At 70.3% G+C, this 24,994-nt stretch carries 21 protein-coding genes; 16 read left to right on the top strand and 5 right to left on the bottom strand.

The genetic code is table 11. From position 1 onward, the window contains the following. Positions 1-40: 40 nt before the first annotated feature. From ACWBNA_RS30270 to ACWBNA_RS30230, 9 genes are all read left to right on the top strand, one after another. Positions 41-343 (top strand): hypothetical protein, encoded by a 303-nt coding sequence (locus ACWBNA_RS30270; protein ID WP_482707693.1) that lies wholly within the window; start codon positions 41-43, stop codon positions 341-343. A 79-nt stretch (positions 344-422) separates the two neighbouring features. Further along, positions 423-2,006 carry a hypothetical protein gene (locus tag ACWBNA_RS30265; protein WP_482707692.1) on the top strand — a complete coding sequence of 528 codons (1,584 nt, stop codon included), beginning with the start codon at positions 423-425 and terminating at the stop codon, positions 2,004-2,006. Between the two features lies 1 nt (position 2,007). Continuing rightward, the gene (locus ACWBNA_RS30260) at positions 2,008-4,110 is read left to right on the top strand and encodes a hypothetical protein (protein ID WP_482707691.1); all 2,103 of its coding nucleotides are present in this window, start codon (positions 2,008-2,010) and stop codon (positions 4,108-4,110) included. 234 nt (positions 4,111-4,344) lie between these two features. Beyond that, a complete protein-coding gene (locus ACWBNA_RS30255; RefSeq protein WP_482707690.1) occupies positions 4,345-4,656 on the top strand; it encodes a hypothetical protein in 312 nt (103 codons plus the stop codon). A gap of 89 nt (positions 4,657-4,745) precedes the next feature. After that, entirely contained in the window at positions 4,746-5,093 is a 348-nt protein-coding gene (locus ACWBNA_RS30250) for a hypothetical protein (protein WP_482707689.1), read from the top strand. After that, positions 5,090-5,938, top strand: a complete 849-nt coding sequence (locus ACWBNA_RS30245; RefSeq protein WP_482707687.1) for a bifunctional DNA primase/polymerase — start codon at positions 5,090-5,092, stop codon at positions 5,936-5,938. Before ACWBNA_RS30250 ends, ACWBNA_RS30245 begins: the two co-directional genes overlap by 4 nt. Continuing rightward, positions 5,931-7,406 carry an ATP-binding protein gene (locus ACWBNA_RS30240; protein WP_482707686.1) on the top strand — a complete coding sequence of 492 codons (1,476 nt, stop codon included), beginning with the start codon at positions 5,931-5,933 and terminating at the stop codon, positions 7,404-7,406. The genes ACWBNA_RS30245 and ACWBNA_RS30240 overlap by 8 nt, the downstream gene beginning before the upstream one ends. A gap of 432 nt (positions 7,407-7,838) precedes the next feature. Beyond that, complete coding sequence (locus tag ACWBNA_RS30235) at positions 7,839-8,081, top strand: helix-turn-helix transcriptional regulator (protein WP_482707685.1); 243 nt, start codon at positions 7,839-7,841, stop codon at positions 8,079-8,081. A gap of 78 nt (positions 8,082-8,159) precedes the next feature. Then, positions 8,160-9,428, top strand: coding sequence for a tyrosine-type recombinase/integrase (locus tag ACWBNA_RS30230; RefSeq protein WP_482707684.1), 1,269 nt, complete (start codon positions 8,160-8,162; stop codon positions 9,426-9,428). Between the two features lie 75 nt (positions 9,429-9,503). Here the strand turns inward: ACWBNA_RS30230 and ACWBNA_RS30225 are convergent, their stop codons facing one another. Further along, a complete protein-coding gene (locus ACWBNA_RS30225) occupies positions 9,504-10,865 on the bottom strand; it encodes a glutamine synthetase family protein (RefSeq protein ID WP_217237104.1) in 1,362 nt (453 codons plus the stop codon). Positions 10,866-11,243: 378 nt separating this feature from the next. Here ACWBNA_RS30225 and ACWBNA_RS30220 point away from each other — a divergent pair, with 378 nt between their 5' ends. From ACWBNA_RS30220 to ACWBNA_RS30205, 4 genes are all read left to right on the top strand, one after another. Beyond that, complete coding sequence (locus ACWBNA_RS30220) at positions 11,244-11,906, top strand: DUF3105 domain-containing protein (RefSeq protein WP_482707683.1); 663 nt, start codon at positions 11,244-11,246, stop codon at positions 11,904-11,906. An 11-nt stretch (positions 11,907-11,917) separates the two neighbouring features. Continuing rightward, positions 11,918-12,520, top strand: a complete 603-nt coding sequence (locus ACWBNA_RS30215) for a DUF305 domain-containing protein (RefSeq protein WP_482707682.1) — start codon at positions 11,918-11,920, stop codon at positions 12,518-12,520. 138 nt (positions 12,521-12,658) lie between these two features. Further along, a complete protein-coding gene (locus tag ACWBNA_RS30210; protein ID WP_482707681.1) occupies positions 12,659-14,599 on the top strand; it encodes a S53 family peptidase in 1,941 nt (646 codons plus the stop codon). Positions 14,600-15,054: 455 nt separating this feature from the next. Continuing rightward, complete coding sequence (locus ACWBNA_RS30205) at positions 15,055-16,809, top strand: NAD+ synthase (RefSeq protein ID WP_482707680.1); 1,755 nt, start codon at positions 15,055-15,057, stop codon at positions 16,807-16,809. Between the two features lie 134 nt (positions 16,810-16,943). On the opposite strand, the gene ACWBNA_RS30200 is transcribed toward ACWBNA_RS30205, so the two are convergent. The 4 genes from ACWBNA_RS30200 to ACWBNA_RS30185 form a co-directional block, all read right to left on the bottom strand. Further along, on the bottom strand, positions 16,944-18,155 hold the full coding sequence (locus ACWBNA_RS30200; RefSeq protein ID WP_482707679.1) for an MFS transporter: 1,212 nt from the start codon (positions 18,153-18,155) through the stop codon (positions 16,944-16,946). A gap of 100 nt (positions 18,156-18,255) precedes the next feature. Further along, positions 18,256-19,224: an endonuclease/exonuclease/phosphatase family protein gene (locus ACWBNA_RS30195; protein WP_482707678.1), complete on the bottom strand. Its 969-nt coding sequence runs from the start codon at positions 19,222-19,224 to the stop codon at positions 18,256-18,258. A gap of 276 nt (positions 19,225-19,500) precedes the next feature. Next, positions 19,501-20,145: a TetR/AcrR family transcriptional regulator gene (locus tag ACWBNA_RS30190; RefSeq protein WP_482707677.1), complete on the bottom strand. Its 645-nt coding sequence runs from the start codon at positions 20,143-20,145 to the stop codon at positions 19,501-19,503. A 66-nt stretch (positions 20,146-20,211) separates the two neighbouring features. Next, the gene (locus ACWBNA_RS30185) at positions 20,212-21,774 is read right to left on the bottom strand and encodes an MFS transporter (protein WP_482707676.1); all 1,563 of its coding nucleotides are present in this window, start codon (positions 21,772-21,774) and stop codon (positions 20,212-20,214) included. A gap of 180 nt (positions 21,775-21,954) precedes the next feature. On the opposite strand from ACWBNA_RS30185, the gene panB reads away from it, so the two are divergent. From panB to ACWBNA_RS30170, 3 genes are all read left to right on the top strand, one after another. Further along, positions 21,955-22,830, top strand: coding sequence for a 3-methyl-2-oxobutanoate hydroxymethyltransferase (gene panB / locus ACWBNA_RS30180; protein WP_482707675.1), 876 nt, complete (start codon positions 21,955-21,957; stop codon positions 22,828-22,830). 308 nt (positions 22,831-23,138) lie between these two features. Further along, on the top strand, positions 23,139-24,164 hold the full coding sequence (locus ACWBNA_RS30175) for an ATP-binding cassette domain-containing protein (RefSeq protein ID WP_482707674.1): 1,026 nt from the start codon (positions 23,139-23,141) through the stop codon (positions 24,162-24,164). Beyond that, positions 24,161-24,988, top strand: coding sequence for an ABC transporter permease (locus tag ACWBNA_RS30170; RefSeq protein ID WP_482707673.1), 828 nt, complete (start codon positions 24,161-24,163; stop codon positions 24,986-24,988). The genes ACWBNA_RS30175 and ACWBNA_RS30170 overlap by 4 nt, the downstream gene beginning before the upstream one ends. Positions 24,989-24,994: the final 6 nt, after the last annotated feature.

The following is a 24,994-nucleotide window of genomic DNA, read 5'->3' as shown; positions in this document are numbered from 1 at the left end:
CGCACCGCCTGAACACCGCAGCCTGTAAAGGGAGTTCCGAGTGAAAGACCCACGTCACCGCATCCGGATCACCGGCGCGGTCGCCGTCAGTGGGGCTCTGGCCGTCGCGATCGGCGTGCGGCTGTCCGGCTACGGCGTGCCGCTCGCGCTGCTGGTGGCCTGCTCCGCGTCCTGCCTGGCCACGTTCTCCAGCCTGCTGTTCCGCGTGATCGAGGCGTGGTCGACGACCACGCACCGCTGCACGCGGCCCGGCTGCGACTTCCGAGTGAGCCTCACCCGCGCGAACGCTGCGGACAACCGGCACTGGCAGGAGATCGCCGCTCACCACCCGCACCGCAACTGACCTGCCGCATTCGGCGGGCCCGGCCACAACTTCCTAGGGCTCTGGCCGGGCCCTACTCCCGTGAAGGAGTGCTCTCAGCATGACGGAACTCAGCACCGAGCCGGTAGCCGTTCAGCCGGTACCGGCCAGTCCGCCCCCGCCGCCCGACACCCCGCCCGCTGCGGCGGTGCGGGAGGTGAAGGAGGTGGAGAACACCCCGGGCGGCTGGCCGATCGTGCCGCTGGCTCTGTCCGGGGCGAACAGCACCGTGGGCACCGTCGCCGCTGCCTCCCTGGTCGGCGGGCCGGTCGCCGCGATGGTGGCCGCGACCGGCATGGTCGTCCTCGGCACTGTCGCCGCCGCCCGCTCCCGCACCCCCAACCCCCGTCGCGAGGCTCGCCGGGCCGCCGCCCGTGCGGCAGGTCGCAGCGCCGCCCGCAGCGCGGGCCTGCGAAGCAACGGCACCGGCACCCGCGGCGCCGGGGGTCGTTCGGCCGGTACTCGGGCTGGTGGGTCCGGTGGCCGGTCGGGTAAGGCGCCCGGCCAGCATCGCCGCACCGCCGGCCCCGCCGCTGGTCACGCCAGCACCGCGACCGGGGGGAAGACCCGCAGCAAGCCCGGCAACGGCCCCGCCAAGCGCGTGGCCGGCGGCGCCGGGAAGGCGGCGGGTAAGGCCGGGCAGGTCAAGGCGCTGCGCGCCGCACAGAAAGCTGCCGCTGCCTCGCGCGCCGGGCAGCGGGCGCAGACCACCACCGCCCGGCGCGCGGTCGCCGACGCGCGCCGCAACGCCAAGGCCACCGCCAGCAAGGCTGGTTCGGGTAAGCGGGCGGGGCTGGCCGGTCGTCTGATGGGCGGTGCCGCGAGGAAAGCGCGGGCCGGGCGGGACGCCGCGGTCGCCAAGTCCCGTGCTCAGCGCGACGCGAAGACCGGCGCCACCGTCAAGGCTCAGCGTGCCGCCGTCCGCAAGGCTCCGGCCCGCAAGGCGGCCCGGCGGGCGCTGCGCCGGTCTGCGGCCCGGTTCCAGGGCCGTCGGCTGCTGGCCGCGCTGCTCGCCCTGCCGGTCGGTCTGCTGGGCTGTCTGACCACCCCGATCGGCCGCAAGTTCGGCATCGCGTGGCTGATGCACCCCGGCCGTCGCCTGTACCGGCGGATGGTCGACACGGCTGCCGAGCAGGCCGCGGAGCGCGACGAGAACACCCGCAAGACCCTGCGCGAGGAGGAGGCCGCCGCCGACGCCGAAGCCACCGAGGACGGCACCGGCGGGATCGCCAATCAGGTCGAGCGGCCGGCCGAGAACGTTCCGACCCCTGCAACATCCCAGGTCAGTGAAGGAGAGAACGTGTCTGGTTTCCGGTTCGAAGAGGCGGCCGAGGAGATGGAGCAGGCTGCCAACGCCTACGACCCCGAGAACGCCATGGAGATCCTGGCCATGGTCGAGGGACTCCCGGCCGCGCTGACCAGCGTGGCGAACGTGATGAAGATCCTGGCGGAGCGTTCCGACTCGGAGTTTCCGCTGGAGAAGGAAGTCGCGGACGGCTTCAACGACATCTTCGGCGCCGTGATGAGCGCCGTGGCCGTGGCGGAGGACATGGGGCCGCTGTTCCGGCAGGCGCACGAGCAGGACATCGCCCGCCACGAGGACCCCCGCAACGGACCCGAGGCCGAGAAGGGCTGGAACGTCTGAGATGAGCAGCACCGCCACCGCCAAGAAGAACGTCGCGAGCAGTGGCCCGGTGCTGGACTGGGCGGCCGGTCACGGACCCGTGACCGGCTCCCTGTCCGCCACCACCGGAGCCTTCGCCGTCGCCACCACCGGCGCCGCGACCGCCATGCCGCCCGGCTGGGCGCTCGCCGTCGGCGCCGCCGGCGCCCTCGGTCACACCGTCGCCGGTCTGCGGGTGCGCAACGCCGGCCGCACCCTGGCCACCCGCGCCGCCTCCTGGCTCGTCGGCGCCGGATGGACCACATGGGCCATGACCCACGGCCCCCTCACCTGGGCCGCCCTCGGATCACTGGCCACGATCGGAGTCGGGATCGGGGCCGCCGCCCGCTCCGCCGCCCTGTACGAGGAAGCGCGCGAGGAGGAAGCGCTCGCCGTCGAACAGCGGCAGATCATGCAGGAGTTGTCCGCCGAACGGCGCGCGATCGCCGCCGAATGGATCGAGCGTATTCAGCGGATCTGCCACATCACCGTGCGGGTGCTCGGGGTGGAGAAGTGGGAGACCGGGGCCGGGTACTCCCTCGACCTCGAACCCCAGGGCGGCATCACCTACGACCGCATCGCGCAGCACTCGGTGGCGCTGTCGGCGGATGCCAAGCTGCCGCACGGCTGCACGGCAACCGCGGGGCCCGGTGTCCATCAGGGCCGCACGATCCTGGACGTGACCACCGTCAACGTCCTCAAGGACGACTGCCCCTACCCCGACGACTACAGCGCCCTGTCCGTGCTCACCGGCCTGCCGTGGGGTGTGCGGACCAACGGCGAGACAGTTTCCGCCTACCTGCGGGAACAGTGCGCGCTGGTCGTGGGTCCGACCGGATCGGGCAAGACGAACATGGTCCACGACATCCTGGCCAGCTTCGCCCGCGCCGAGGACGTGCTCACGTGGGTGATCGACCTCAACGCCGGTTCGGCCGGTCTGCCCTGGGTCCTCCCGGCCCTGAAGGGGGAGTTGGAGGGGGAGGACGGCAAGCCGGTCCGGCCGGGTATCGACTGGCTCGCCGGCACGCATGAGGAAGCCCTCACGATGCTCGATGCGGCCCTCGCGGTCGGGCTGCACCGCAAGAAGGCGTATCAGGATGTGCTGGCCAAGGCGAACACCGATCTCCTGCCGATCAGCCCGAAGATTCCGCAGATCATGCTGGTGATCGATGAAGGTGCAGAGATCCTGGTGAGCACCGATCGGCAGATGAAGGAGCTGGCGAAGAAGATCCTGGAAGTCATCCGGATGCTGCGCGCCATGGGCGTGCGTACCGTGCTGACCGCGCTTGGGGCCACCGGGAGTGTGCTGGGCAACCTGATGATCCGCCGTGAGGGCAAGGTGCGTGTCGCGCTGACCGGTGGTGAGACCGAGGGCATGGACCTGGGCAAGCTGTTCCCCGGCCGCCGGGGCCTGCGGGTGGAACAGGCGCCGTACAAGGGGGCCGGGTTCATGGGCACCCCGGAGTCTCCGGCCGCGCTGTTCAAGGCGTGGCGGATCCTGCCCAACCAGATCCGCGAGATCACCGCCGCCACCTCCGACCGCCACCCCCGACTCGACGAGATCTCCGCCAAGGCCGCCGGCCCCGACTACGCCCGCCGCTGGGACGCCGGCCGCACCGCATGGATGCTCGACCACACCCCCGACGACAGCACCGACGCCGGCCCGTCGCAGGGTTCGGGTCTGCGGCTGTCCGCGCTCAGCGGGCGGGAGGCGGAGCGGGTCTCGCCGGAAGACGAGATGCTCGCCCGTTTCCGGGCCGAGATCGACGCCCAGTTCGCCACCACCACCGACCCGAACACCCCCGCCACCGAGGAGTCGGCGGCGGCCGGTGGGTTGAATCTGTCGGCGCTGCGGGGCGAGCAGGACAGTCCCGCGCAGCAGGCCGCGCTCACCGCGCTGCTCGCCGCGGGGCGGGCAGGCACCGGAGCATCCGCGATCGCCCGAGCGCTCACAGACACGTATGGCACGACGCGTCAGACGGTCGTCGGCTGGCTGAAAACGTGGATGCGGGACGGCACCTGCGTACGCGTCGGGGAGGGCACCAAAGCCCGCTACGTCCACCGCTCGCACGCGTCCGACGACTGATCACTCGTCGCTTGTCGCCCCCGCTTCACCACACGCCTGCTAGCGGGGCCGTGGGGCGCGGAAACGGCTTGTGAGCTGGGAGGCGACAAGCGACAAGACAAGCGACAAGACAAGGCAGACGACAAGCCGCACGACAAGAGAGACGACAAGCAACGCGACAAGCACAGCATCCACCCGCACGGGCCCGCGCCACCTGTTGGCGCGGGCCCGCGGCACACCCCGAGGGAGCCAGAAATGAGCCAGCACACCCCGCCCGGCCAGATGGCCCCGCACATCCCCGCCGACGACTGGCATCGCGCCCAAGCCACCGGACAGCCGGTCGTCATCGTCGTCCCGACCACCGCCCCGCCCGGTGTCCCGTGGCGGCGCCTGCTCATCCCGTTCGCGATCGCCGGCGCGACGGTCGCGGGCGGCTGGGGACTGGTCGCCGCCCTGTGCTTCCTGCTGGACGCCGCCGCCCACACCGTCACCGTCATCGCCGGGGCCGCCGGGCCCATCGGGATCGGCGGCATCACCCTCAAACTCGCCCGCAGCAAAGGCGCCTAGCTGCGCCAAGGGCGGCCCCCATCGTCTCGCCAAAGCCGCGGGGCCGCCCTTGTCAGCCAGCACCCCTCAAGGAACTGGAGACATCCAGCATGACCGACCACAGCCACATCCCGCGAGTGCCGGACGCCCCGGAACGGGTGACCATGGTCCGCACCGAGCCCCGCGCCGATGGCAGCACTGTCCTTGTCCTGCTCACCGTCGGGCCGCCGATGGTCCTGATCGAGCACCGCTTCTTCCTGGACCGGTACCTGACCCGGGCCCTGCTGCACACCCTCGACCGCGACCTCGACGGCATCCCGAACCCCGGCCCCACTCCCGAGACCGCCGCCCTGCTGGACGCGTTGCGCGCTGGCGACGGGGAAGCCTTCAACGCCGCCATGGACGGCTACAGCTCCCGCATCCTCAGCCTGTGGACGGACGGGGGCACCGCCGCATGAGTGGACACCTGCGCACCGCCCTCGACCTGGCCGCCTCGCGGATCCCCGTGTTGCCGCTGCGGGTGGGCAAGGTCCCGTTCGGCAACTGCCGCCGCTGCCAGGACAACGCCTGCGGCGGCCGGCCGAACATGAAGAACCCCGGACCGTGCACCTGCCCCGGACCCTGCCACGGCTGGGCCGCCGCGACCACCGACCCCGACGTCATCAACTCCGGCATCTGGCGGCGGGCATGGCTGCGCGCGAGCGCGGTCGCCTACCACCCCGGCGGGGCGGGGCTGACGGTCGTCGACCTGGACAACGCCGACGCGATCACGTGGGCCCACGAGAACCTACCCACCACGCAGACCGTGCCCACCACCCGGGGTGAGCACTGGCTCTACCTCGGCCGGATGCAGTCCGCGAACGCCGTCCGCCCCGGCGTGGACATCAAATCCACCATGGCCTACGCCCGCTGGCGCGGCTTCGGCACCGGCACCATGACCGCACTACCGGACGCCGTGCGCGCGCTGGCCGTCGACAAGCCCTCCCCGGTCCGGCCGGCGCCGCCCGCCGTCACCGTGCCCGCGCCGGCTGGGGGCGGGGAGTGCCCTCACCGCACGCCCGCCTATCTGGACCGTGGGATCGCGATGGCGGAGCAGCGCATCACCGCGGCTTCCAGTGCGGTGCACTCAACCGTCTACCGCACGTTCCTCGCGGTGCTGTCCACCCATGGCAGGTGCGGATGCCTCACCGACGCCCACACCGCGCGGCTGTTCACCGCAGCGCAGAGCAAGGGCGAATCGCCCCGGCACTGCACTGACGCGTGGACGAACGCTCTGAACACGTTGGGACTGAGCCATGTCTGAGGACGACAAGACTCCCGCCCGCGAAGTAATCGCGGACTACGCGCAGGAGCACTTCCGGTACTTCCGCACCGCCGAAGGGACCGTGTACGCGCAGAAGAACGGCCACCCCGTCGCCCGCCCGATCCGCTCCCAGGGCACCACCGGCAGCCACCGCCAGGAACTCATGGTCGGCCTGTACAAGGACGGGCGCGGCGCGTTCAACGGGTCGGCCCTCAAAGAGGCGTTGGACCTGATCGAAGCACTGGCCCTGTCTGAGGACGTCCAGCCCGTCCACATCCGCGTCGCTCCGGGATTCGACGGGGCGACGTGGCTGGACCTGGGCCGCGATGACGGGCAGTCCGTCCGCATCCACCCCACCGGCTGGGACATCCTCACCCCCGACCCGCGCGAAGTCTGCTGGCGGCGCACACAGCTCACCGGGGAACTTCCACTGCCGGCCAAGGACACGGGCGGCAAGGGCATCGACCTGCTGATGCGGCTGTGCAACTTCGCCAACGCCGAGACAGAGTGCCTGGCCATCGTGTGGCTGATCGGCTGCCTCGGTCCCTCGGTGCCCGTGCCCGCGCCGTTCCTCACCGGCCCGCAGGGAGCAGGCAAGTCCACCGGGGGCCGGATGCTCACCAGGATCATTGAGGGAATGAGCGGTGACCTGCGCCGGGCACCGAAGGATGAGGAGAACCTGATCGCGGCTGTCGCGGCCGGATGGGTCACCGCGCTGGACAACCTCTCCCATGTCACGCCGGATCTGTCGGACGCAATGTGCTGCATCGTGACCGGGGTCGAGAGCGTCAAGCGTGCGCTGTTCACCGACGGGGACGTATTCCGCGTCGGCTACCGCCGGCCCCTGCTGCTGACCGGTATCGACGTCGGTGTCATCCGGCCCGACCTCGCGGACCGGCTCCTGCCACTGCGGTTGGAGCGGCCCCGCGTGCGGCGTACCGAGGCGGAGCTGTGGGCGGACTACGCGGAAATCCTCCCCGTCGTTCTCGGCTCGCTCCTGGACCTCACGGTCAAGGTCCGCGCAGCCGAGGCAGAGACTCCAACCGACCTGCGGATGGCGGACTTCGCTCACCTGTGCGCGCAGTTCGACGCAGCAACCGGCCTGGGAGCTCTACCCGCCTACCGGGCCAGCCTGGACGACCTGAACGACGACGTGATCGAGGGTGACCTCCTCGCGCAGACCGTCCTCCAGCACGCCGAGACCATCGAGCCCGGCGCCGCGCAGCGGATGACGTCCACCGAGTGGCTGTCCTGCCTCAGCCGCCTCTACAGCGGCGACGACTGCCGTCCCCTGCCCAAGGGGTGGCCGACGACCGGCAAAGTCCTCTCCGACCGGCTCAAGCGCCTCCAACCGACGCTGGCCGCCCGGCGCGTCCTTGTCGACGCTGGCCGCACCAGCGCGGGCCGCTACCTCGAAATGACCCGCACACTCCCACCAGCCCCGCACGAGCAAGCACGGGCATTCTGACCGCGATCCGCAGGCACAAGCGAACAGCAAGAGGAGCACGTGCTCCTCTTGCTGTTCGGCGGACGCCGCCCCAAGGTCGCGCCGCGCAGCGGCTCCTTCTTCACGCTGTGAGGCGCACCGACCACAACAGACACACCCCTTCTTTGTCCTAAGAAGGAAGACGCTGCGACATGCGCGTCATGTAAGCCGGGAAACGGCCGCTGACCTGCAACGACAGTCATGACGCAGACGGCCGGCTCTGCGTCATCCTGCGTCATCTGCGTCATCCGATGACGCACCCATGACGCCGGCATGACGCACGCCCTAACCACTGCGTCGGACAAAACCCCAGGTCAGATCCCTACGTGACGCTCATGACGCCATGACGCAGAAATCCGCACCTCGGACAGGCACGCCGAATCAAGACCCTCGCCCGCGCACGGAGGACACGCCATGAGCACCGCACGTGAACAGCCGGACCCGCGCGCCACGCTCCGCAGCGGGTTGCCGGACCGCTACCTCACCCCCGCCGACATCGCCGAAATCTTCGAGGTACCCAAAGAGACCGTCTACCAGTGGCGCAAGAAGCGCATGGGACCACCCGGATTCCGCATCGGCAAGTACATCCGCTACGACCCCGCCGACGTGCTCGCCCACGTCGCCGAACGCAAGCGCACCGACCAGGACGCCGCTTAACCCAACACCCACCGCAGACAGCAGGGAGAGCCGCCACCAGCGGCTCTCCCTGCTGCGTGCTGAGAGGACCGCCGCCACATGGCAGGCCACATCCAAGACCGCTGGTTCAAGACCGAGACCAACCCCGACGGCAAGACCGTCCGCGTGAAAAGCGACCGCCATGGTACCGGCATGCGCTACCGCGCCAGGTACATCGGCCCCGACGGCACCGAGAAGTCCAAGAGCTTCCCCGACGGGCAGAAGCGCCTCGCCGAGAAGTGGCTCACCAACATCGAGGCCGACATGTCGCGCGGCCAGTACGTCGACCCCGCCGCCAGTCGCGTGACCTTCCGGCAGTACGCGGAAAAGTGGCTGAGCACGCAGACCACCGCCATGACGACCCGAGAGTCCGTCCAATCGTCCCTCAGGGGTCACGCAATCCCCTACCTCGGGCCGCGCCCACTCGGTTCCTTCAAGCCGGAACACATCCGGGACTGGCTGAGCAACCTGGAGTCCGTGGTACCCGCGTCGTCATACCGTCGCGTGATCTACAACAACGTATCGACGGTCCTTAACGCCGCCGTCGACGACGGTCACCTGTCGAAGAACCCGTGCCACGCGCAATCTGTTCGTCCCCCGGCACCTGGGACGGGCCGCATTGTGCCGTGGGACGCCGAGCGCGCCTTCGCCATACGTGCGGCCCTCCCCGAGCGCTTCCGCGCGACAGTCGACGTCGGCGGCGGATGCGGCCTGCGGCAAGGCGAGATCTTCGGCCTGCCTGTCGAAGCGATCGGGTTCGACACTGGATGGCTGCACATCGCCAATCAGGTGAAGGTGGCCAGAGGCCATCTCGTGTTCGCCCCTCCCAAGCGGGAAAAAGAGCGCGATGTTCCCCTCCCTGACCGCGTAGCGCAGATCCTCAAGCAGCACATGGAGGACTTCCCGCCGGTCAACGTCACCTTGCCCTGGCTGCGGCCGGACGGTCCCCCTGTCACGAAGCGACTGGTGTTCACCCGCCTCGACGGGGCCGGCGCAGTCCGACGGACCGACTTCAATCTTCGGGCGTGGAAGCCCGCGCTCGTCGCCGCCGGCGTCATTCCCGAGCCCAAGCCTGGCGAGCGTCACCAGGCCGCCCGCGAGCACGGCATGCACGCTCTCAGGCACTTTTACGCGTCCGTTCTGCTGGACGCTGGCGAGAACGTCAAAGCACTCAGCGCCTACCTCGGACATAACGACCCGGGGTTCACGCTTCGCGTCTACACGCACCTCATGCCGAGCAGCGACGCGCGGGCCCGCAAGGCCGTGGACAGTCTGTACGAGGGCACCGTTTCGGGGCCGGACGGCCCACAGACGGCCCAGGGCCAGTGAGACACCGTGGGGCCGACGGTCCACGACGGTCGCCCCCACGTGTCGTCAAAGCGGAAAATCCGCTCTGACCTGCGCTTACAGCACCGGCAGGTTCTTCCGCAGCTCGAAGGCCGTGACCTCGCTGCGGTACTCCTCCCACTCCTGGCGCTTGTTGCGCAGGAAGAAGTCGAAGACGTGCTCGCCCAGTGTCTCGGCGACCAGGTCGCTCCGCTCCATCAGCGTCAGTGCCTCGCCCAGGTTCTGGGGCAGGGGCTCGATGCCCATCGCGCGGCGCTCGGCGTCGGACAGGGCCCAGACGTCGTCCTCGGCGCCCGGCGGGAGCTCGTAGCCCTCCTCGACGCCCTTCAGGCCGGCGGCCAGGAGCATGGCGTACGCCAGGTACGGGTTGGCGCCGGAGTCGATGGAGCGGACCTCGATGCGGGCCGAGCCGGTCTTGCCGGGCTTGTACATCGGGACGCGGACCAGGGCGGAGCGGTTGTTGTGGCCCCAGCAGATGTAGGAGGGGGCCTCGCCGCCGGCGCCGGCCGTGCGCTCCGAGCCGCCCCAGATGCGCTTGTAGGAGTTGACCCACTGGTTGGTGACCGCCGCGATCTCCGCCGCGTGCTTGAGCAGACCCGCGATGAAGGAGCGGCCGACCTTGGAGAGCTGGTACTCGGCTCCCGACTCGTAGAAGGCGTTGCGGTCGCCCTCGAACAACGACAGGTGGGTGTGCATGCCGCTGCCGGGGTGCTCGGAGAACGGCTTCGGCATGAAGGTCGCCTGGACCCCCTGCTCCAGCGCGACCTGCTTCATGACCAGGCGGAACGTCATGATGTTGTCCGCCGTGGAGAGCGCGTCGGCGTAGCGCAGGTCGATCTCCTGCTGGCCCGGGGCGCCCTCGTGGTGGGAGAACTCGACCGAGATGCCCATCGACTCCAGCATGGTGATCGCCTGGCGGCGGAAGTCCATGCCGATGTTCTGCGGGGTGTGGTCGAAGTAGCCGGAGTTGTCGGCCGGGGTGGGCCGGGTGCCGTCGAGGGGCTTGTCCTTCAGCAGGAAGAACTCGATCTCCGGGTGGGTGTAGAAGGTGAAGCCCAGGTCGGAGGTGCGGGCGAGGGCGCGCTTGAGCACGTACCTCGGGTCCGCGAAGGACGGGGAGCCGTCCGGCATGAGGATGTCGCAGAACATCCGGGCGGTGCCGGGGGCCTCCGCACGCCACGGCAGGACCTGGAAGGTCGACGGGTCGGGCTTGGCGATCATGTCCGACTCGTATACGCGGGCGAAGCCCTCGATCGCCGAGCCGTCGAAGCCGATGCCCTCGTCGAAGGCCTGTTCCAGCTCGGCCGGGGCCACGGCGACGGACTTGAGGAAGCCCAGCACGTCCGTGAACCACAGGCGTACGAACCGGATGTCACGCTCCTCCAACGTCCGGAGCACGAACTCCTGCTGCTTGTCCATCTTGCGCTTCCCCATCCTTGCTGGTCAGGCCGCCTGTCCCCCGTACCACGGGAGGCGGTCGGGCACCTGGGCATCCCACCACAACACCATTTCATGAGTGTTGCGCACCTTGATCGTCCGGCCGACCTCGGGGTGAACGCCTCACGTCGGGCAGCTGCACTGCTCTGCCGCCCATCTTGCCTGCTCGGACCGACATACGTAATGCCGGGACTCCCGCAACCTCCCGGGGCCTGGGTCAAGGCCGGATCTCCCGGGTACCCGATCTTCCCCGGGTATCCGATCTTCGGCCATTCCTGTGCCCTCCCTGCGAGAGTGCACCGCTCCCCCATTACGATCAGCGAACCCGACCAGCTCCCTTTCCCCCAGAAGGACACACGCATGGGCTCCGCCAAGAACAGCAGCAGCGCCGCCCGCAAGGCGCGAATAGAGGAGATGCGACGCGCCGAGCAGTCCCGTGAGCGCCGCAGCCGGATCCTCACCGTCGCCGCCAGCGCCGTGGTCGTCGCCGGTCTCGTGGTCGGCGGCGTGGTCCTGGTGAACTCGCAGTCCGACGACGACAGCACCGCGGCCGACGCGAAGACCACGGGCAAGCTCGTCACCGGAGCGGACGGGGTGAAGACGTGGAGCGGCAAGCTGAGCCAGACCCACGTCACCAAGAGGGTGAAGTACCCCACGGAGCCCCCGGTCGGCGGTGACCACAACCAGGTGTGGATGAACTGCAACGGCGACGTCTACACCGAGGCGCTCGACAACATGAACGCCGTGCACTCGCTGGAGCACGGCGCGGTGTGGGTGACGTACACCAGCAAGGCCCCGAAGGCCGACGTGGAGGCGCTGGCGGCGAAGGTGAAGGCGACGCCGTACACGCTGATGAGCCCGGACGAGAAGCAGGCCGACCCGATCATGCTCACCGCGTGGGGGAACCAGCGCACGGTGACCGGTGCCGACGACCCGAACGTCGCCAAGTTCCTCGAGAAGTTCGTGCAGGGCAAGCAGACGCCCGAGCCGGGCGCGGCGTGCACGGGTGGTCTGTCGAAGTGAGGCTCGCGTCAGTGGCCGTCGCCGCGGCGGGAGTGCTCGTCGCGGCCGGTGCCATCACCTACGCCGTAGCCGAGGACGACGGTTCCGGCACGGTCCCCGCGGCCGACTCCGCGGACGCGGGGTTCGCGCGGGACATGGCGGTGCACCACCAGCAGGCCGTCGAGATGTCGTACATCGTGCGCGACCGCACCGACGACGAACAGGTGCGGCGCCTCGCGTACGACATCGCGCAGACCCAGGCCAACCAGCGCGGCATGCTGCTGGGCTGGCTCGACCTGTGGGGCCTGCCGAAGGTGTCCGCCGACTCGCCGATGACCTGGATGGGCATGGGTGACATGCCGTCCGGCAAGGACGGGGCGCTGATGCCGGGCATGGCGACCAACACCGAGCTGAAGAAGCTGGACACGCTGAGCGGCAAGCAGGCCGAGGTCTTCTATCTGCAGTTGATGACGGACCATCACAAGGGCGGGATCCACATGGCCGAGGGCTGTGTGGACCGGTGCACGGTCGGCGTGGAGAAGCGGCTCGCGCAGGGCATGGTCGACGCGCAGGAGTCGGAGATCGACCTGATGACGGACCTGCTCAAGGAGCGCGGAGCCGAACCGCGTTCGTGACGCGTTAACCCTCAAATGGCCTTGTCATTAGGTTAATTGAGCCCTTCTTGGCACGCGCATTCCCCTGGCATGAACAGTTCATCGCGAGAGTGGCCACCGTCGAGTGATCCACTCGCGACGAACCGCACAGGGGGTTCCATGAGATCCAACCGCGCCAAGCTGCGCGCCGGGGTGAGCATGGCAGCGACACTGCCGATGCTCGCGGGCGCGCTGGCGCTCGGCATACCCGCGGCGCACGCGGCGGGCAACCCGGGCCGGGACACGCTGACCGGGACCAAGCCCGCGTGGGCCACCGCCAAGGCCGACAAGGGCGCCACCGCCGACAGCTCCCAGGTCTCCGCCCGGGTCTACCTCGCCGGCCGGGACGCCGCCGGCCTCGCCGCGTACGCGAAGGCCGTGTCCGACCCGTCCTCCGCTTCGTACGGCAAGTACCTCGGCGCGCAGCAGGCGCAGGCCCGCTTCGGCGCGACCGAGGCACAGGTGGCGGCGGTGAAGTCCTGGCTGACGTCGGCCGGTCTGAAGGTGACGGGCGTGACGCAGCACTACGTCGCCGTCTCCGGTGACGTGTCCGCCGCCGAGCGGGCCTTCGGCACCCAGCTGCACAACTACGCCAAGGGTTCCAAGACCTACCGCGCGCCCGCCAAGGCGGCCTCCGCGCCGGACGGCCTGAACGGTGCCGTCCTGACCGTCACCGGCCTGGACAACGCGCCGCACAAGGCGACCCACAGCGACACGCTGCCGCCGCCGGACGCCGTGTTCAAGAACTCCGGGCCGTTCTCCTCGTACTACGGCTCCAACGTGGCGACCACGCTGCCGGACGCGTACGGCGGGAAGATCCCGTACGCCGTCCAGGGCTACACCGGCAAGCAGCTGCGGGCCGCGTACGGCGCGGGCAGCTACACGGGCCAGGGGGTCCGGGTCGCCATCACCGACGCGTACGCCTCACCGACCATCGCCTACGACGCGGCCACCTACGCGAAGAAGCACGGCGACGCGGCCTACACCAGTGGCCAGCTGCGCCAGGTCCTGCCCAAGAAGTACGCCCACACCGACGAGTGCGGGGCGGCCGGCTGGTACGGCGAGGAGACCCTCGACGTCGAGGCCGTGCACGCGGTCGCACCCGCCGCGAACATCACGTACGTCGGCGGCGCGTCCTGCTACGACGACGACCTGCTCGACTCGCTGAGCAAGGTCGTCGACGGGCACCTGGCGGACATCGTGTCCAACTCGTGGGGCAGCATCGAGTCGGCCCAGACGCCGGATCTCGCGGCCGCCTACGACCAGGTCTTCCAGTTCGGCGCGGTCGAGGGCATCGGCTTCTACTTCTCCTCCGGCGACAACGGCGACGAGGTCGCCAACACCGGCACGAAGCAGGTCGACACCCCGGCCAACTCGGCGTGGGTGACGGCGGTCGGCGGCACCTCGCTGGCCGTCGGCAAGGGCGACAAGTACCTGTGGGAGACCGGCTGGGGCACCGAGAAGGCCACGCTGTCCGCGGACGGCAAGAGCTGGACCGACTTCCCCGGCGCGTTCACCTCGGGCGCGGGCGGCGGCACCAGCGCGACGGTCGCCGAGCCGTACTACCAGCAGGGTGTCGTCCCGGCCGCGCTCGCCACGGCCAACAGCGCCGCCGGCAACCGCGTGGTCCCGGACATCTCGGCGATCGCCGACCCCAACACCGGCTTCAAGGTCGGCCAGACGCAGACCTTCCCGGACGGGTCGCAGCAGTACAGCGAGTACCGCATCGGCGGCACCTCGCTGGCCGCGCCGGTCATCGCGGCCGTACAGGCACTCGCCCAGCAGGCCCGCGGCGGCAAGGCGATCGGTTTCGCCAACCCGTCGATCTACGCGAAGTACGGCACGAAGGCGTACCACGACGTCACGGACAACCCCACGGGCTCCGGCCTGGCGGTGGCCCGCGTCGACTTCGCCAACAGTTTCGACGCCTCGGGCGGGCTCCTCACCTCGGTGCGCACCCTGGGCGCCGACAGCTCGCTCAAGGCCGTGAAGGGCTACGACGACGTCACCGGTGTGGGTACACCGGCGGGCGGCTACGTGGAGTCGTACCGCCGCCGCTGACCACGGCGGGGCAGCACGGCGCGCCCGCTTCCCGACGGACTCCGTCGGGAAGCGGGCGCCTTCGTGTCCTGGCTCTTCGCCGCAGGCGGTGCCCACGGGCGAGGGCGAAGGCGAGGTTGCTCGCCGCGGCGGCGGTGAACGCGGCGGCGAGCAGGAGCCAGTCGGTCATGGGTCCCCTGGTGCGGTGCTCCGGTGCTCCGGTGCTCCGGTGCTCCGGTGCTCCGGTGCTCCGGTGCTCCGGTGCTCCGGTGCTCCGGTGCTCCGGTGTTCGGGTCGGTAGCTGGGTCAGTCGTAACTCGGGGGAAGGCAGGTCCGTCCGGGTTCGCCAGGAACGGGGACGGTTTCGGATGGGTTGTGCTACCGCTGTCGTCTCGGGGACCGTGAAGCGAACCAGCGTGAAGCGCCCCACACCCCTCGCCACCCCATCGCGTCGCACTGACGATTACACTGGGCCCGTGCCTCAACTACGTCTCGCCCTGAACCAGATCGACTCACGCGTCGGTGACCTCGCCGGGAACACCGAGACGATCCTCCGCTGGACCCGGCACTCCGCCGAGCAGGGAGCGCACCTCGTGGCGTTCCCCGAGATGGCCCTGACCGGGTATCCCGTCGAGGACCTGGCCTTGCGCTCGTCCTTCGTGGAGGCGTCCCGCGCGGCCCTGCGCGGCCTCGCCGCACGGCTCGCCGAGGAGGGGTTCGGGGAGCTGCCGGTGGTCGTCGGCTACCTCGACCGGTCCACGTCCGCCCAGCCGAGGTTCGGCCAGCCCGTCGGCGCACCCCGCAACGCGGGGGCGGTGCTGCACCGCGGCGAGGTGGTCCTCAACTTCGCCAAGCACCACCTGCCGAACTACGGCGTCTTCGACGAGTTCCGCTACTTCGTGCAGGGCGACACCATGCCGGTCGTGCGCGTGCACGGCATCGACGTGGCCCTCGCCATCTGCGAGGACCTCTGGCAGGACGGCGGCCGCGTCCCGGCGGCGCGCTCCGCCGAGGCCGGGCTGCTGCTGTCGATCAACGCCTCGCCGTACGAGCGCGACAAGGACGACACCCGCCTGGAACTGGTCCGCAAGCGCGCCCAGGAGGCGGGCTGCACCACCGCCTACCTCGCCATGATGGGCGGGCAGGACGAGCTGGTCTTCGACGGCGACTCGATCGTCGTCGACAAGAACGGCGAGGTCGTCGCGCGGGCGCCGCAGTTCTCGGAGGGCTGCGTGGTGCTGGACCTCGACCTGCCGGCCGCGTCGCGGAACGCGCCCACGGGTGTCGTGGACGACGGGCTGCGCATCGAGCGGGTGGTGCTGTCCGAGGAGCCCTTGCCGGCGTACGAGCCGGAGCTCGCAGGGGGTTACGCGGACCGTCTCGACGACGCCGAGGAGATCTACTCGGCGCTCGTCGTGGGACTGCGGGCGTACGTGGCGAAGAACGGGTTCACGTCGGTCCTGATCGGCATGTCCGGCGGTATCGACTCGGCGCTGGTCGCGGCGATCGCTTGCGACGCGGTGGGCGCGCAGAACGTGTACGGCGTCTCCATGCCGTCGAAGTACTCCTCCGAGCACTCGAAGGGGGACGCGGCGGAGATGGCCCGGCGGACCGGGCTGAACTTCCGCACCGTGCCGATCGAGCCGATGTTCGACGCGTACATGGGCTCTCTGGGGTTGACGGGGCTCGCGGAGGAGAACCTCCAGTCCCGGCTGCGGGGCACCATGCTGATGGCGATCTCCAACCAGGAGGGCCACATCGTGCTCGCGCCGGGCAACAAGTCGGAGCTGGCGGTGGGGTACTCCACGCTGTACGGCGACTCGGTGGGCGCGTACGGGCCCATCAAGGACGTCTACAAGACGTGGATCTTCCGGCTGGCCCAGTGGCGCAACGAGGCGGCGGCGGAGCGGGGCCAGACCCCGCCCATCCCCGAGAACTCGATCACCAAGCCGCCGAGCGCGGAGCTGCGTCCGGGGCAGGTCGACACGGACTCCCTGCCGGACTATCCCGTGCTGGACGGGATCCTCGAGCTGTACGTCGACCGGGATCAGGGCGCCGACGCGATCGTCGCCGCCGGGTACGACCGGGAGCTGGTCGTCAAGACGCTGCGGATGGTCGACACCGCGGAGTACAAGCGGCGGCAGTATCCGCCGGGTACGAAGATCTCGGCGAAGGGCTTCGGCAAGGACCGCAGGTTGCCGATCACGAACGGCTGGCGCGAGTCGGTCTGACGATTCGGCCACCTCTTGTCCGACCGAGTCGGGTGGTGGGTGGGCGAAGGCCGGGGGTCCAGGGGGCGGCGCCCCCTGGTACGGGCGGCGCCCCCTGGTACGGGCGGCGCCCCCTGGTACGGGCGGCGCCCCTTTTACGACCGCACCGACTCCGACACGCCCGGCACGTGCGTCGCGACCAGCCGCCCCCGAGGGGCGACCCGCCGCCGGTCCACCGCAGCCGCCGTGGCCGCGACGACCAGGCCCAGGACAGCCAGTGCCGCCCCGGCGATCGCCGGAGACGTCACTCCGAAACCCGCGCCCAGCGCGACACCCCCGATCCACGCACCCCCGGCGTTCGCCAGGTTGAACGCGGCCTGGTTCGCGGAGGAGGCCAGGGCCGGGGCGGCCGACGCCTTCTCCATCACCATCAGTTGCAGCGGCGAGCCGGTCACGAACGCCGCCATACCGAGCAGCACGACGGCCAGGCCGGCACTCCACTCCGCGCTCATCAGCAGCGGGAAGAGCGCCAACACCGCCACCAGAGCCGTAAGTCCGCCGAACAGCGTGCCCCGCAGGGAGTGGTCGGCGAGCCGTCCGCCCAGCAGGTTGCCCGCGGTCGCGCCGACGCCGAACAGTGCCAGCAGGACCGTCACGCTGGAGTCGGCGAAGCCGGCCGCGTCGGTGAGCATGGGCGTGACGTAGCTGTACGCGGCGAACAGGGCGCCGAAGCCGGCGACGGTCGTACCGAGCGCCAGCCAGACCGGCAGAGAGCGCAGGGCGGCGAGTTCGCCGCGGACGCCGGCGCGTGGGGCGTGGGCGTCGTCGTGGGGGACGAGCCGCGCCAGGGCCGCGATCGCGACCAGGCCGATCGCGCTGACGCCGAGGAAGGTCGCCCGCCAGCCCATCTGCTGCCCCATGAGGGTGGCGACGGGGACGCCCGCGATGTTGGCGACCGTGAGGCCGAGGAACATCAGGGACACCGAGCGGGCCTTGCGTTCCGGCGCGACCATCGTCGTGGCGACGACGGCGCCCACGCCGAAGAAGGCGCCGTGCGGGAGGCCGCTGAGGAAGCGGGCCGCCAGGAGCCAGTGGTAGTCGGGGGCGAAGGCGGACAGCGCGTTGCCGGCCACGAACAGGGCCATCAGACCGATCAGGACCTTGCGGCGGGCCATGCGCGCGGTGACCGCGGCGAGCAGCGGGGCGCCGACGACGACGCCCAGCGCGTAGGCCGAGACCAGGTGGCCGGCCTCGGGGAGGGAGATGTTCAGGTCGTCCGCGACGTCGGGCAGCAGGCCCATCATCACGAACTCGGTCGTACCGATGCCGAAGGCGCCCACGGCTAGGGCGAGCAGGGCCACGGGCATGAAGAAAACCATTGCCTTTCAGGGGAGAGCGGTGTTCCGTAACAGCGTATGTTCAGTTACGGAACAAAGCCGCCCGCCCCCGGTATTCCAGCAGGTCGGATCAGTTCGACGTGGCGACGTTCACACGCGCGGCCACCGGAAGGTGGTCGCTCCCGGTCTCCGGCAGCGCCCACGAGCTCTCCGGCTCGACGCCCTTCACCAGGATCTGGTCGATCCGCGCCATCGGGAACGACGCCGGCCAGCTGAACCCGAAGCCGCTGCCCGCCGCGCCCTGCGTGGAGCGCAGTTGGGAGGTGACGGCGTTGAGTGCGCGGTCGTTCATCGTGCCGTTCAGGTCGCCGAGCAGCACCACCCTGGTCAGCTTCTCGTCGGCGATGGCCTCGCCGAGCGCGTCGGCGCTCTTGTCGCGCTGCCGGGCCGTGAACCCGGCCTCCAGCTTCACCCGCACCGACGGGAGGTGGGCGACGTACACCGCGACCTGCCCGACGGGCGTGGTCACCGTGGCGCGCATGGCACGCGTCCAGCCCAGCTTGATGTCGACCGACCTGACGCCGGTGAGCGGGTACTTGCTCCACAGCCCGACCGTGCCCTGCACCGAGTGGTACTTGTACGTCGACGCCAGCGCCTTCTCGTACGTCGGGACCGCCGCCTCCGTCAGCTCCTCCAGGGCGACCACGTCCGCCCCGGACGCGGCCACGTCGCGGGCGGTGCCGGCGGGGTCGGGGTTGTCGGCGTTGACGTTGTGCGTGGCCACGGTGAGGTCGCCGCCGGTGGCGGCCTTGTCGGTGAGGAGGCCGCCGAAGAGGTTCAGCCAGACGACCGACGGGAGCAGCACCGCGACCAGGGCGGTCGCGGACTTGCGTACGAGAGCGAGGATGAGCAGCACCGGCACGGCGAGGCCCAGCCAGGGAAGGAACGTCTCGATGAGGCTGCCGAGGTTGCCGACGCGGTTGGGGATCTGCGCGTGCAGCAACATGACCAGGGCGACCAGCACCGCGAGCCCGGCGACGACGAGGCCACGGCGCCAGACGCGCCGGTCACCGCGCCAGCCGGCGCCGAGGCGGTTCATCAGGCGCCGGATTCGGGCTCCCCGGCGCTCGGGTCCCGAGCCTCCGCTGTCCGTTTCCGTCATGTACGCCTGCTGCGCCATACCGTCGCCTCACTGCCTGCCGTGCACATCGTTCGCCCCCCGTGTCCTACGACCCTAGGGGATGATCCGCCCTGTTCCTGCCGTCCCATGACGGCCGTATGGGCACGAGGACGTGCGAGCGGGCGCGTGGAGTTCCGGTGACCGGCGGGGAAAGCGCCCTCTGTGACGAAACGCGCACACGCGGGTCGGCAGGGCCTACGCGGACGGCGAACTGACGGGCGGTGAGCTGACGGGCCGTAGTCCTTCGAGGATCGTGTCGACGATCTGTTCGGACAGTCCGGGCGGGAGTTCGGCGTCCGGCCGCATGACGGCACGGAAGAGCATCGGGCCGGTGAACATGTCGTTCATCAGCTCGGCGTCGACGTCCGCGCGCAGTTCGCCGCTGCGCTGTCCGCGGCGCAGCAGCTCGACCTGGCGGCGGCGCCGCGGCTCGATGACGGTGGCGTGGTACGCCGTCCAGACCTTCGGGCTGCTCTTCATCTGGGCGTAGACGTTGTGCAGGAGCGCAGAGGACCGGGTCATCAGCCCACGTTGGCGCAACTGTTCGAGGAGGGCCACGAGGTCGTCGCGCAGCGAGGTGCCGGGGAGTTCCGGGTCCGGTGGCTCCGCCGTGCGCACGACGTCGACGAAGAGTTCCTCCTTGCCGCTCCAGCGCCGGTAGATGGTGGCCTTGCCGACGCCGGCGGTACGGGCGATCCGCTCGATGGACAGTTCGGCGAGCGGTACGCCCTCTTCCAGGAGCCTCATCACCCCCTCGACGATGGCACGCTCCACGGCCTCGCTGCGCGGCCGGCCCTTGGCGGGGCCGACTTGGCGAGGCCGGCTTTCGGCAAGGCTCACGTTTCTCCGTCCCTTCGGTCGCACTGGGAGGATTCTCCCCTGTGCCTGCTCATACCGGGGCGGGCTTTACTCCGCCGCCACCAACTCCTGCTCCTCCTCGCCCTCCTGACGTGCGGGCACCTTCCCCGGCAGGAACAGCGCCACGATCACCGCGCCGATCACGGCGACGCCCGCTCCCCACAGTGCCGTGACGTGCATGGCGTGCAGGAACGCGTCGTTGGCCGGGCCGACGAGCGCGTCGCCCCTGGGGCCGAGCTTCGCGGCGACACCCAGGGTCGCCTCGATGGACTCCCCCGCCGTGTGGCGCAGGTCGGCGGGCAGTGCGCCGAGCCGGTCCTCGATGCCGCCGCGGTACGCCGTGGACAGCACCGAGCCGAGTACGGCGATGCCCAGCGCGCCTCCGACCTGGCGGAAGGTGTTGCTGAGCGCGGAGGCGGAGCCGGCCTTCTCACGGGGCAGGGTCTGCATGATCACGACGCTGACCGGGGTCATGATGTGCGCCATGCCGGTGCCCATCAGGAAGAAGATCACCTCGAGCATCCAGATCGGGGTGTCCGCCTCCAACGTGGCGAACGCGGCCAGCATCGCGGCGATGACCACCAGGCCGGCGGTGGTGGTGGCCTTGTAGCCGAAGCGGTCGACGACCAGCCTGGCGCGCGGCGCGAAGATCATCTGGGCGGCGGCCAGCGGCAGCATCAGCAGGCCGGTCTGGAGCGGCGAGTAGCCGCGCACGCTCTGGGTGTAGAAGACCGAGAAGAAGGTCACTCCCATCAGCGCGAAGAAGACCAGCGCGATGGCGGCGATCGCGGCCGAGAAGACCTTGTTCCGGAAGTAGGTGACGTCGACGGACGGATGGTCGCTGCGCTTCTCGAACACGACGAAGGCGACGAGGACGAGGATTCCGGCGGCGATGGTCGCCAAGACCGTGGCGTCGGTGAAGTCGGCCCGCTGGCCGCCCCTGATGATGCCGTAGACGAGCAGGACGAGGCCGACGATCGACAGGACGACGCCGACGGGGTCGAGCCGGCCGGGGTTCGGGTCGCGGGATTCGGGCACCAGCCAGAGCATCAGCGCGACCGCGACGACCACGATCGGCACGTTGATGAGGAAGACCGAGCCCCACCAGAAGTGGTCGAGCAGGATGCCGCCGGTGATCGGGCCGATGGCGATGGCGAGGCCCACGCCGCCCGCCCAGATGCCGATGGCCTTGGGCTGCTCCTCGCGCTCGAAGACGTTCATCAGGACGGCGAGGGTGGCCGGCATCACGAAGGCGGCGCCGAGGCCCATCAGCGCGCGGAAGGCGATCAGCTCGCCCGGCATGCCGGAGGAGGCGGCGAGGGCGGAGCCGATGCCGAACACGACGAGCCCGCCGACCAGCACCTTCTTGCGGCCGAGGCGGTCTCCGAGCAGCCCGGCACTGAACAGAAGACCGGCGAAGACCAGGGTGTAGGCGTTGATCGCCCACTCCAGCTCGCCCTGGGTGGCGCCCAGGCCGGTCGGGGCGGGTGTCGAGATGGTCTTGATGGCGACGTTCAGGATCGAGTTGTCGAGCACCACGATCAGCAGGCTCAGCATCAGGACGCCGAGGATCGCCCAACGGCGCCGGTGAACCGTGGCAGGAGTAGTCATGCCGTCGAGGCTAACGATTTACGATACGAGACGGTACCGTATCGAAATTTCTTTACCCAGACCTTACGTACGCGCGGATCACACGGGGGTCCCCTGGCCCTCCCCGGCACGAGGTGCCACCATGGACGTGGTCCGGGGACGCCGTCAGGGCGCCTCGAGATGACTGAAGGAGCCGTTGCAATGACGCAGCTTTCGGCTGCCCAGCCTGCGCAGCAGAAGTCCTCCGACGGCAGCAAGGCGCTGTACGGGGGCAAGGGCACGCGCCGTATCACCGTGCGCGACATCGCCAACGCCAAGGAGCGCGGCGAGAAGTGGCCCATGCTCACCGCCTACGACGCGATGACCGCGTCCGTCTTCGACGAGGCCGGCATCCCGGTCATGCTCGTCGGGGACTCGGCGGGCAACTGTCACCTCGGGTACGAGTCCACTGTGCCCGTCACCCTCGACGAGATGACCATGCTCTCCGCGGCCGTCGTCCGGGGCACCCAGCGCGCCCTGATCGTCGGCGACCTGCCCTTCGGCTCCTACCAGGAGGGTCCGGTGCAGGCGCTGCGCTCGGCGACCCGGCTGGTCAAGGAGGCCGGGGTCGGGGCCGTCAAGCTGGAGGGCGGCGAGCGATCGCACCGGCAGATCGAACTGCTGGTGGAGTCCGGGATCCCCGTGATGGCCCACATCGGGCTGACCCCGCAGTCCGTGAACGCCATGGGCTACCGCGTCCAGGGGCGCGGCGAGGAGGCGGCCCAGCAACTGCTGCGGGACGCCAAGGCCGTGCAGGACGCGGGTGCGTTCGCGGTGGTCCTGGAGCTGGTCCCGGCGGAACTGGCGGCCGAGGTGACGCGGGTGCTGCACATTCCGACGGTCGGCATCGGCGCGGGACCGGAGACCGACGCGCAGGTGCTGGTGTGGACCGACATGCTCGGGCTGACCGGTGGGCGGATGCCGAAGTTCGTGAAGCAGTACGCGAACCTGCGTGAGGTCATGGGGAACGCGGCGAAGGCGTTCGCGGACGACGTCGTCGGCGGGACGTTCCCCGCCGAGGAGCACAGCGTCCACTGAGCCACTGCGGCACCACAGGCAGCCCGCCGATCTTCCCCCGTCGGCGGGCTGCTCGCTCTTGCGCCTGAACCGGCGCCGCCCTCGCGGACGTGGTGGCTCGCCGTCGTGGTTCCTCAACTGATGGCCGCGGTGGTCGTCGCGAGGCTGTCGTACACCTCTCGGCCGACCGAGACGGACCGTGGCTGGGCATAGGCCGGAGGTCCGGGGGCGGAGTCCCCGGCGAGGCCCGCACCCGCTGTCGGTGACCTGTAGGTGGCTGTCGGCGGACTGTCGGTCGTTTGTCGGTGGGTGCTGACAACGTCTTCCCCATGACGCGAATCGACATGAACCCCAACGGCGCACGCAGCGCCGTCTCCGTGCGGGGGCTGGTCAAGCACTACGGCGAGACCAAGGCACTGGACGGGGTCGACCTGGACGTGCGGGAGGGCACCGTGATGGGGGTGCTCGGGCCGAACGGGGCCGGGAAGACCACCCTCGTGCGGATCCTGTCCACCCTGATCCAGCCCGACGCCGGCCAGGCGACCGTCGCCGGCTACGACGTCGTACGGCAGCCCCGGCAGCTGCGCCGGGTCATCGGACTGACCGGACAGTACGCCTCCGTGGACGAGAAGCTCCCCGGCTGGGAGAACCTGTACATGATCGGCCGGCTCCTCGACCTGCCCCGCAAGGACGCCCGCGCCCGGGCCGACGAACTCCTCGAGCGGTTCTCGCTCACCGAGGCGGCCAAGCGGCCCGCGGCGACGTACTCGGGCGGCATGCGCCGGCGCCTCGACCTGGCCGCCTCGATGATCGGCCGCCCGGTCGTGCTCTACCTCGACGAGCCCACCACCGGTCTCGACCCGCGTACCCGCAACGAGGTGTGGGACGAGGTCAAGCGGATGGTCGGCGACGGCGTCACCGTCCTGCTCACCACCCAGTACATGGAGGAGGCCGAGCAGCTCGCCTCGGAACTGACGGTCGTCGACCGCGGCAAGGTCATCGCGAACGGCGCCATCGAGGAGCTCAAGGCGAAGGTCGGCGGCCGCGCCCTGCGGATCCGCCCGCTCGACCCGCTGCAGCTGCGGCCGCTCGCCGCCTACCTCGACGAGCTGGGCATCACCGGCCTCGCGTCCACCACCGTGGACGCCGAACGCGGTGCCGCCCTCGTCCCGATCCTCAGCGACGAGCAGCTGACCGCCGTGGTCGGCGCCGTCACCGCGCGCGGCATCACACTCTCCTCCATCACCACCGAACTGCCCAGCCTGGACGAGGTGTTCCTGTCCCTCACCGGCCACCGAGCCAGTGCCCCGCAGGACACCGCGCCCGCCGACGACCGCCAGGAGGTCGCCGTATGAGCGCCACCGCCACCGCACTCGCCCCCACCGATCTCGGGACGGACGCCCGGATCCCGCTGCGCGGCCACCTGCGTCACACCGGCGCGCTGGTACGCCGCAACCTGCTGTGGATCCGCCAGGACCCGGAGTCGATGTTCGACGCCATCCTGTTCCCGGTCATCTTCACGCTGCTGTTCGTGTACGTCTTCGGCGGCTCCATCGGGCAGTCGCTGGGCGGCGGCCAGGAGGCGTACGTGCAGTACGTCGTACCCGGCCTGATGGCCATGATGGGCATGAACATGGCCCAGGGGGTCGGCACCGGCTTCAACCAGGACTTCAACACCGGTGTCATGGACCGCTTCCGGTCCCTGCCGATCGGGCGCGGCTCGGTGCTGTTCGCCAAGATCGCGGTGGAACTGATGCGGATGCTGTTCGCGACCGTGGTGCTGATGATCGTCGGCGTGCTGGTGGGCTTCGACATCACCAACTGGACCGGTCTGCTCGCCGCCGTGGGGCTCTCCGCCGTCTTCGGCTCCGCCCTGATGTGGGTGTTCCTCACCCTCGGCGTGGTGATGAAGAACGCGCAGTCCGTGCAGGCCATGGGCTTCCTGGTGCTGATGCCGCTGCAGTTCGGCTCGTCGATCTTCGCGCCGACGCAGTCGATGCCGGGCTGGCTGCAGAACTTCACCGACTACAACCCGCTGTCCTCGCTCGCGGACGCCGCACGCGGACTGATGGTGGGCGGCCCGGCCGCGCACGACGTGTGGGTGACCCTCGCCTGGTCGGCGGCCATCACGGCGGTGATGGCGCCGGTCGCGATCCACAAGTTCCGGACCAAGGCCTGACCGGCG

It is taken from the genome of Streptomyces sp. Q2 (genome assembly GCF_056820935.1).
Note: the sequence above shows the minus strand (reverse complement) of the source record. Positions and strands in the feature narration are given on the sequence as shown.

Excerpts from the sequence above, each read along its gene's own strand:
- ACWBNA_RS30265 (WP_482707692.1), top strand. The coding sequence starts at position 423 with ATGACGGAACTCAGCACCGAGCCGGTAGCCGTTCAGCCGGTACCGGCC.
- ACWBNA_RS30260 (WP_482707691.1), top strand. The coding sequence starts at position 2,008 with ATGAGCAGCACCGCCACCGCCAAGAAGAACGTCGCGAGCAGTGGCCCG.
- ACWBNA_RS30255 (WP_482707690.1), top strand. The coding sequence starts at position 4,345 with ATGAGCCAGCACACCCCGCCCGGCCAGATGGCCCCGCACATCCCCGCC.
- ACWBNA_RS30250 (WP_482707689.1), top strand. The coding sequence starts at position 4,746 with ATGACCGACCACAGCCACATCCCGCGAGTGCCGGACGCCCCGGAACGG.
- ACWBNA_RS30245 (WP_482707687.1), top strand. The coding sequence starts at position 5,090 with ATGAGTGGACACCTGCGCACCGCCCTCGACCTGGCCGCCTCGCGGATC.
- ACWBNA_RS30240 (WP_482707686.1), top strand. The coding sequence starts at position 5,931 with ATGTCTGAGGACGACAAGACTCCCGCCCGCGAAGTAATCGCGGACTAC.
- ACWBNA_RS30235 (WP_482707685.1), top strand. The coding sequence starts at position 7,839 with ATGAGCACCGCACGTGAACAGCCGGACCCGCGCGCCACGCTCCGCAGC.
- ACWBNA_RS30230 (WP_482707684.1), top strand. The coding sequence starts at position 8,160 with ATGGCAGGCCACATCCAAGACCGCTGGTTCAAGACCGAGACCAACCCC.
- ACWBNA_RS30225 (WP_217237104.1), bottom strand. The coding sequence starts at position 10,865 with ATGGACAAGCAGCAGGAGTTCGTGCTCCGGACGTTGGAGGAGCGTGAC.
- ACWBNA_RS30220 (WP_482707683.1), top strand. The coding sequence starts at position 11,244 with ATGGGCTCCGCCAAGAACAGCAGCAGCGCCGCCCGCAAGGCGCGAATA.
- ACWBNA_RS30210 (WP_482707681.1), top strand. The coding sequence starts at position 12,659 with ATGAGATCCAACCGCGCCAAGCTGCGCGCCGGGGTGAGCATGGCAGCG.
- ACWBNA_RS30200 (WP_482707679.1), bottom strand. The coding sequence starts at position 18,155 with ATGCCCGTGGCCCTGCTCGCCCTAGCCGTGGGCGCCTTCGGCATCGGT.
- ACWBNA_RS30195 (WP_482707678.1), bottom strand. The coding sequence starts at position 19,224 with ATGAACCGCCTCGGCGCCGGCTGGCGCGGTGACCGGCGCGTCTGGCGC.
- ACWBNA_RS30185 (WP_482707676.1), bottom strand. The coding sequence starts at position 21,774 with ATGACTACTCCTGCCACGGTTCACCGGCGCCGTTGGGCGATCCTCGGC.
- panB (WP_482707675.1), top strand. The coding sequence starts at position 21,955 with ATGACGCAGCTTTCGGCTGCCCAGCCTGCGCAGCAGAAGTCCTCCGAC.
- ACWBNA_RS30175 (WP_482707674.1), top strand. The coding sequence starts at position 23,139 with ATGACGCGAATCGACATGAACCCCAACGGCGCACGCAGCGCCGTCTCC.
- ACWBNA_RS30170 (WP_482707673.1), top strand. The coding sequence starts at position 24,161 with ATGAGCGCCACCGCCACCGCACTCGCCCCCACCGATCTCGGGACGGAC.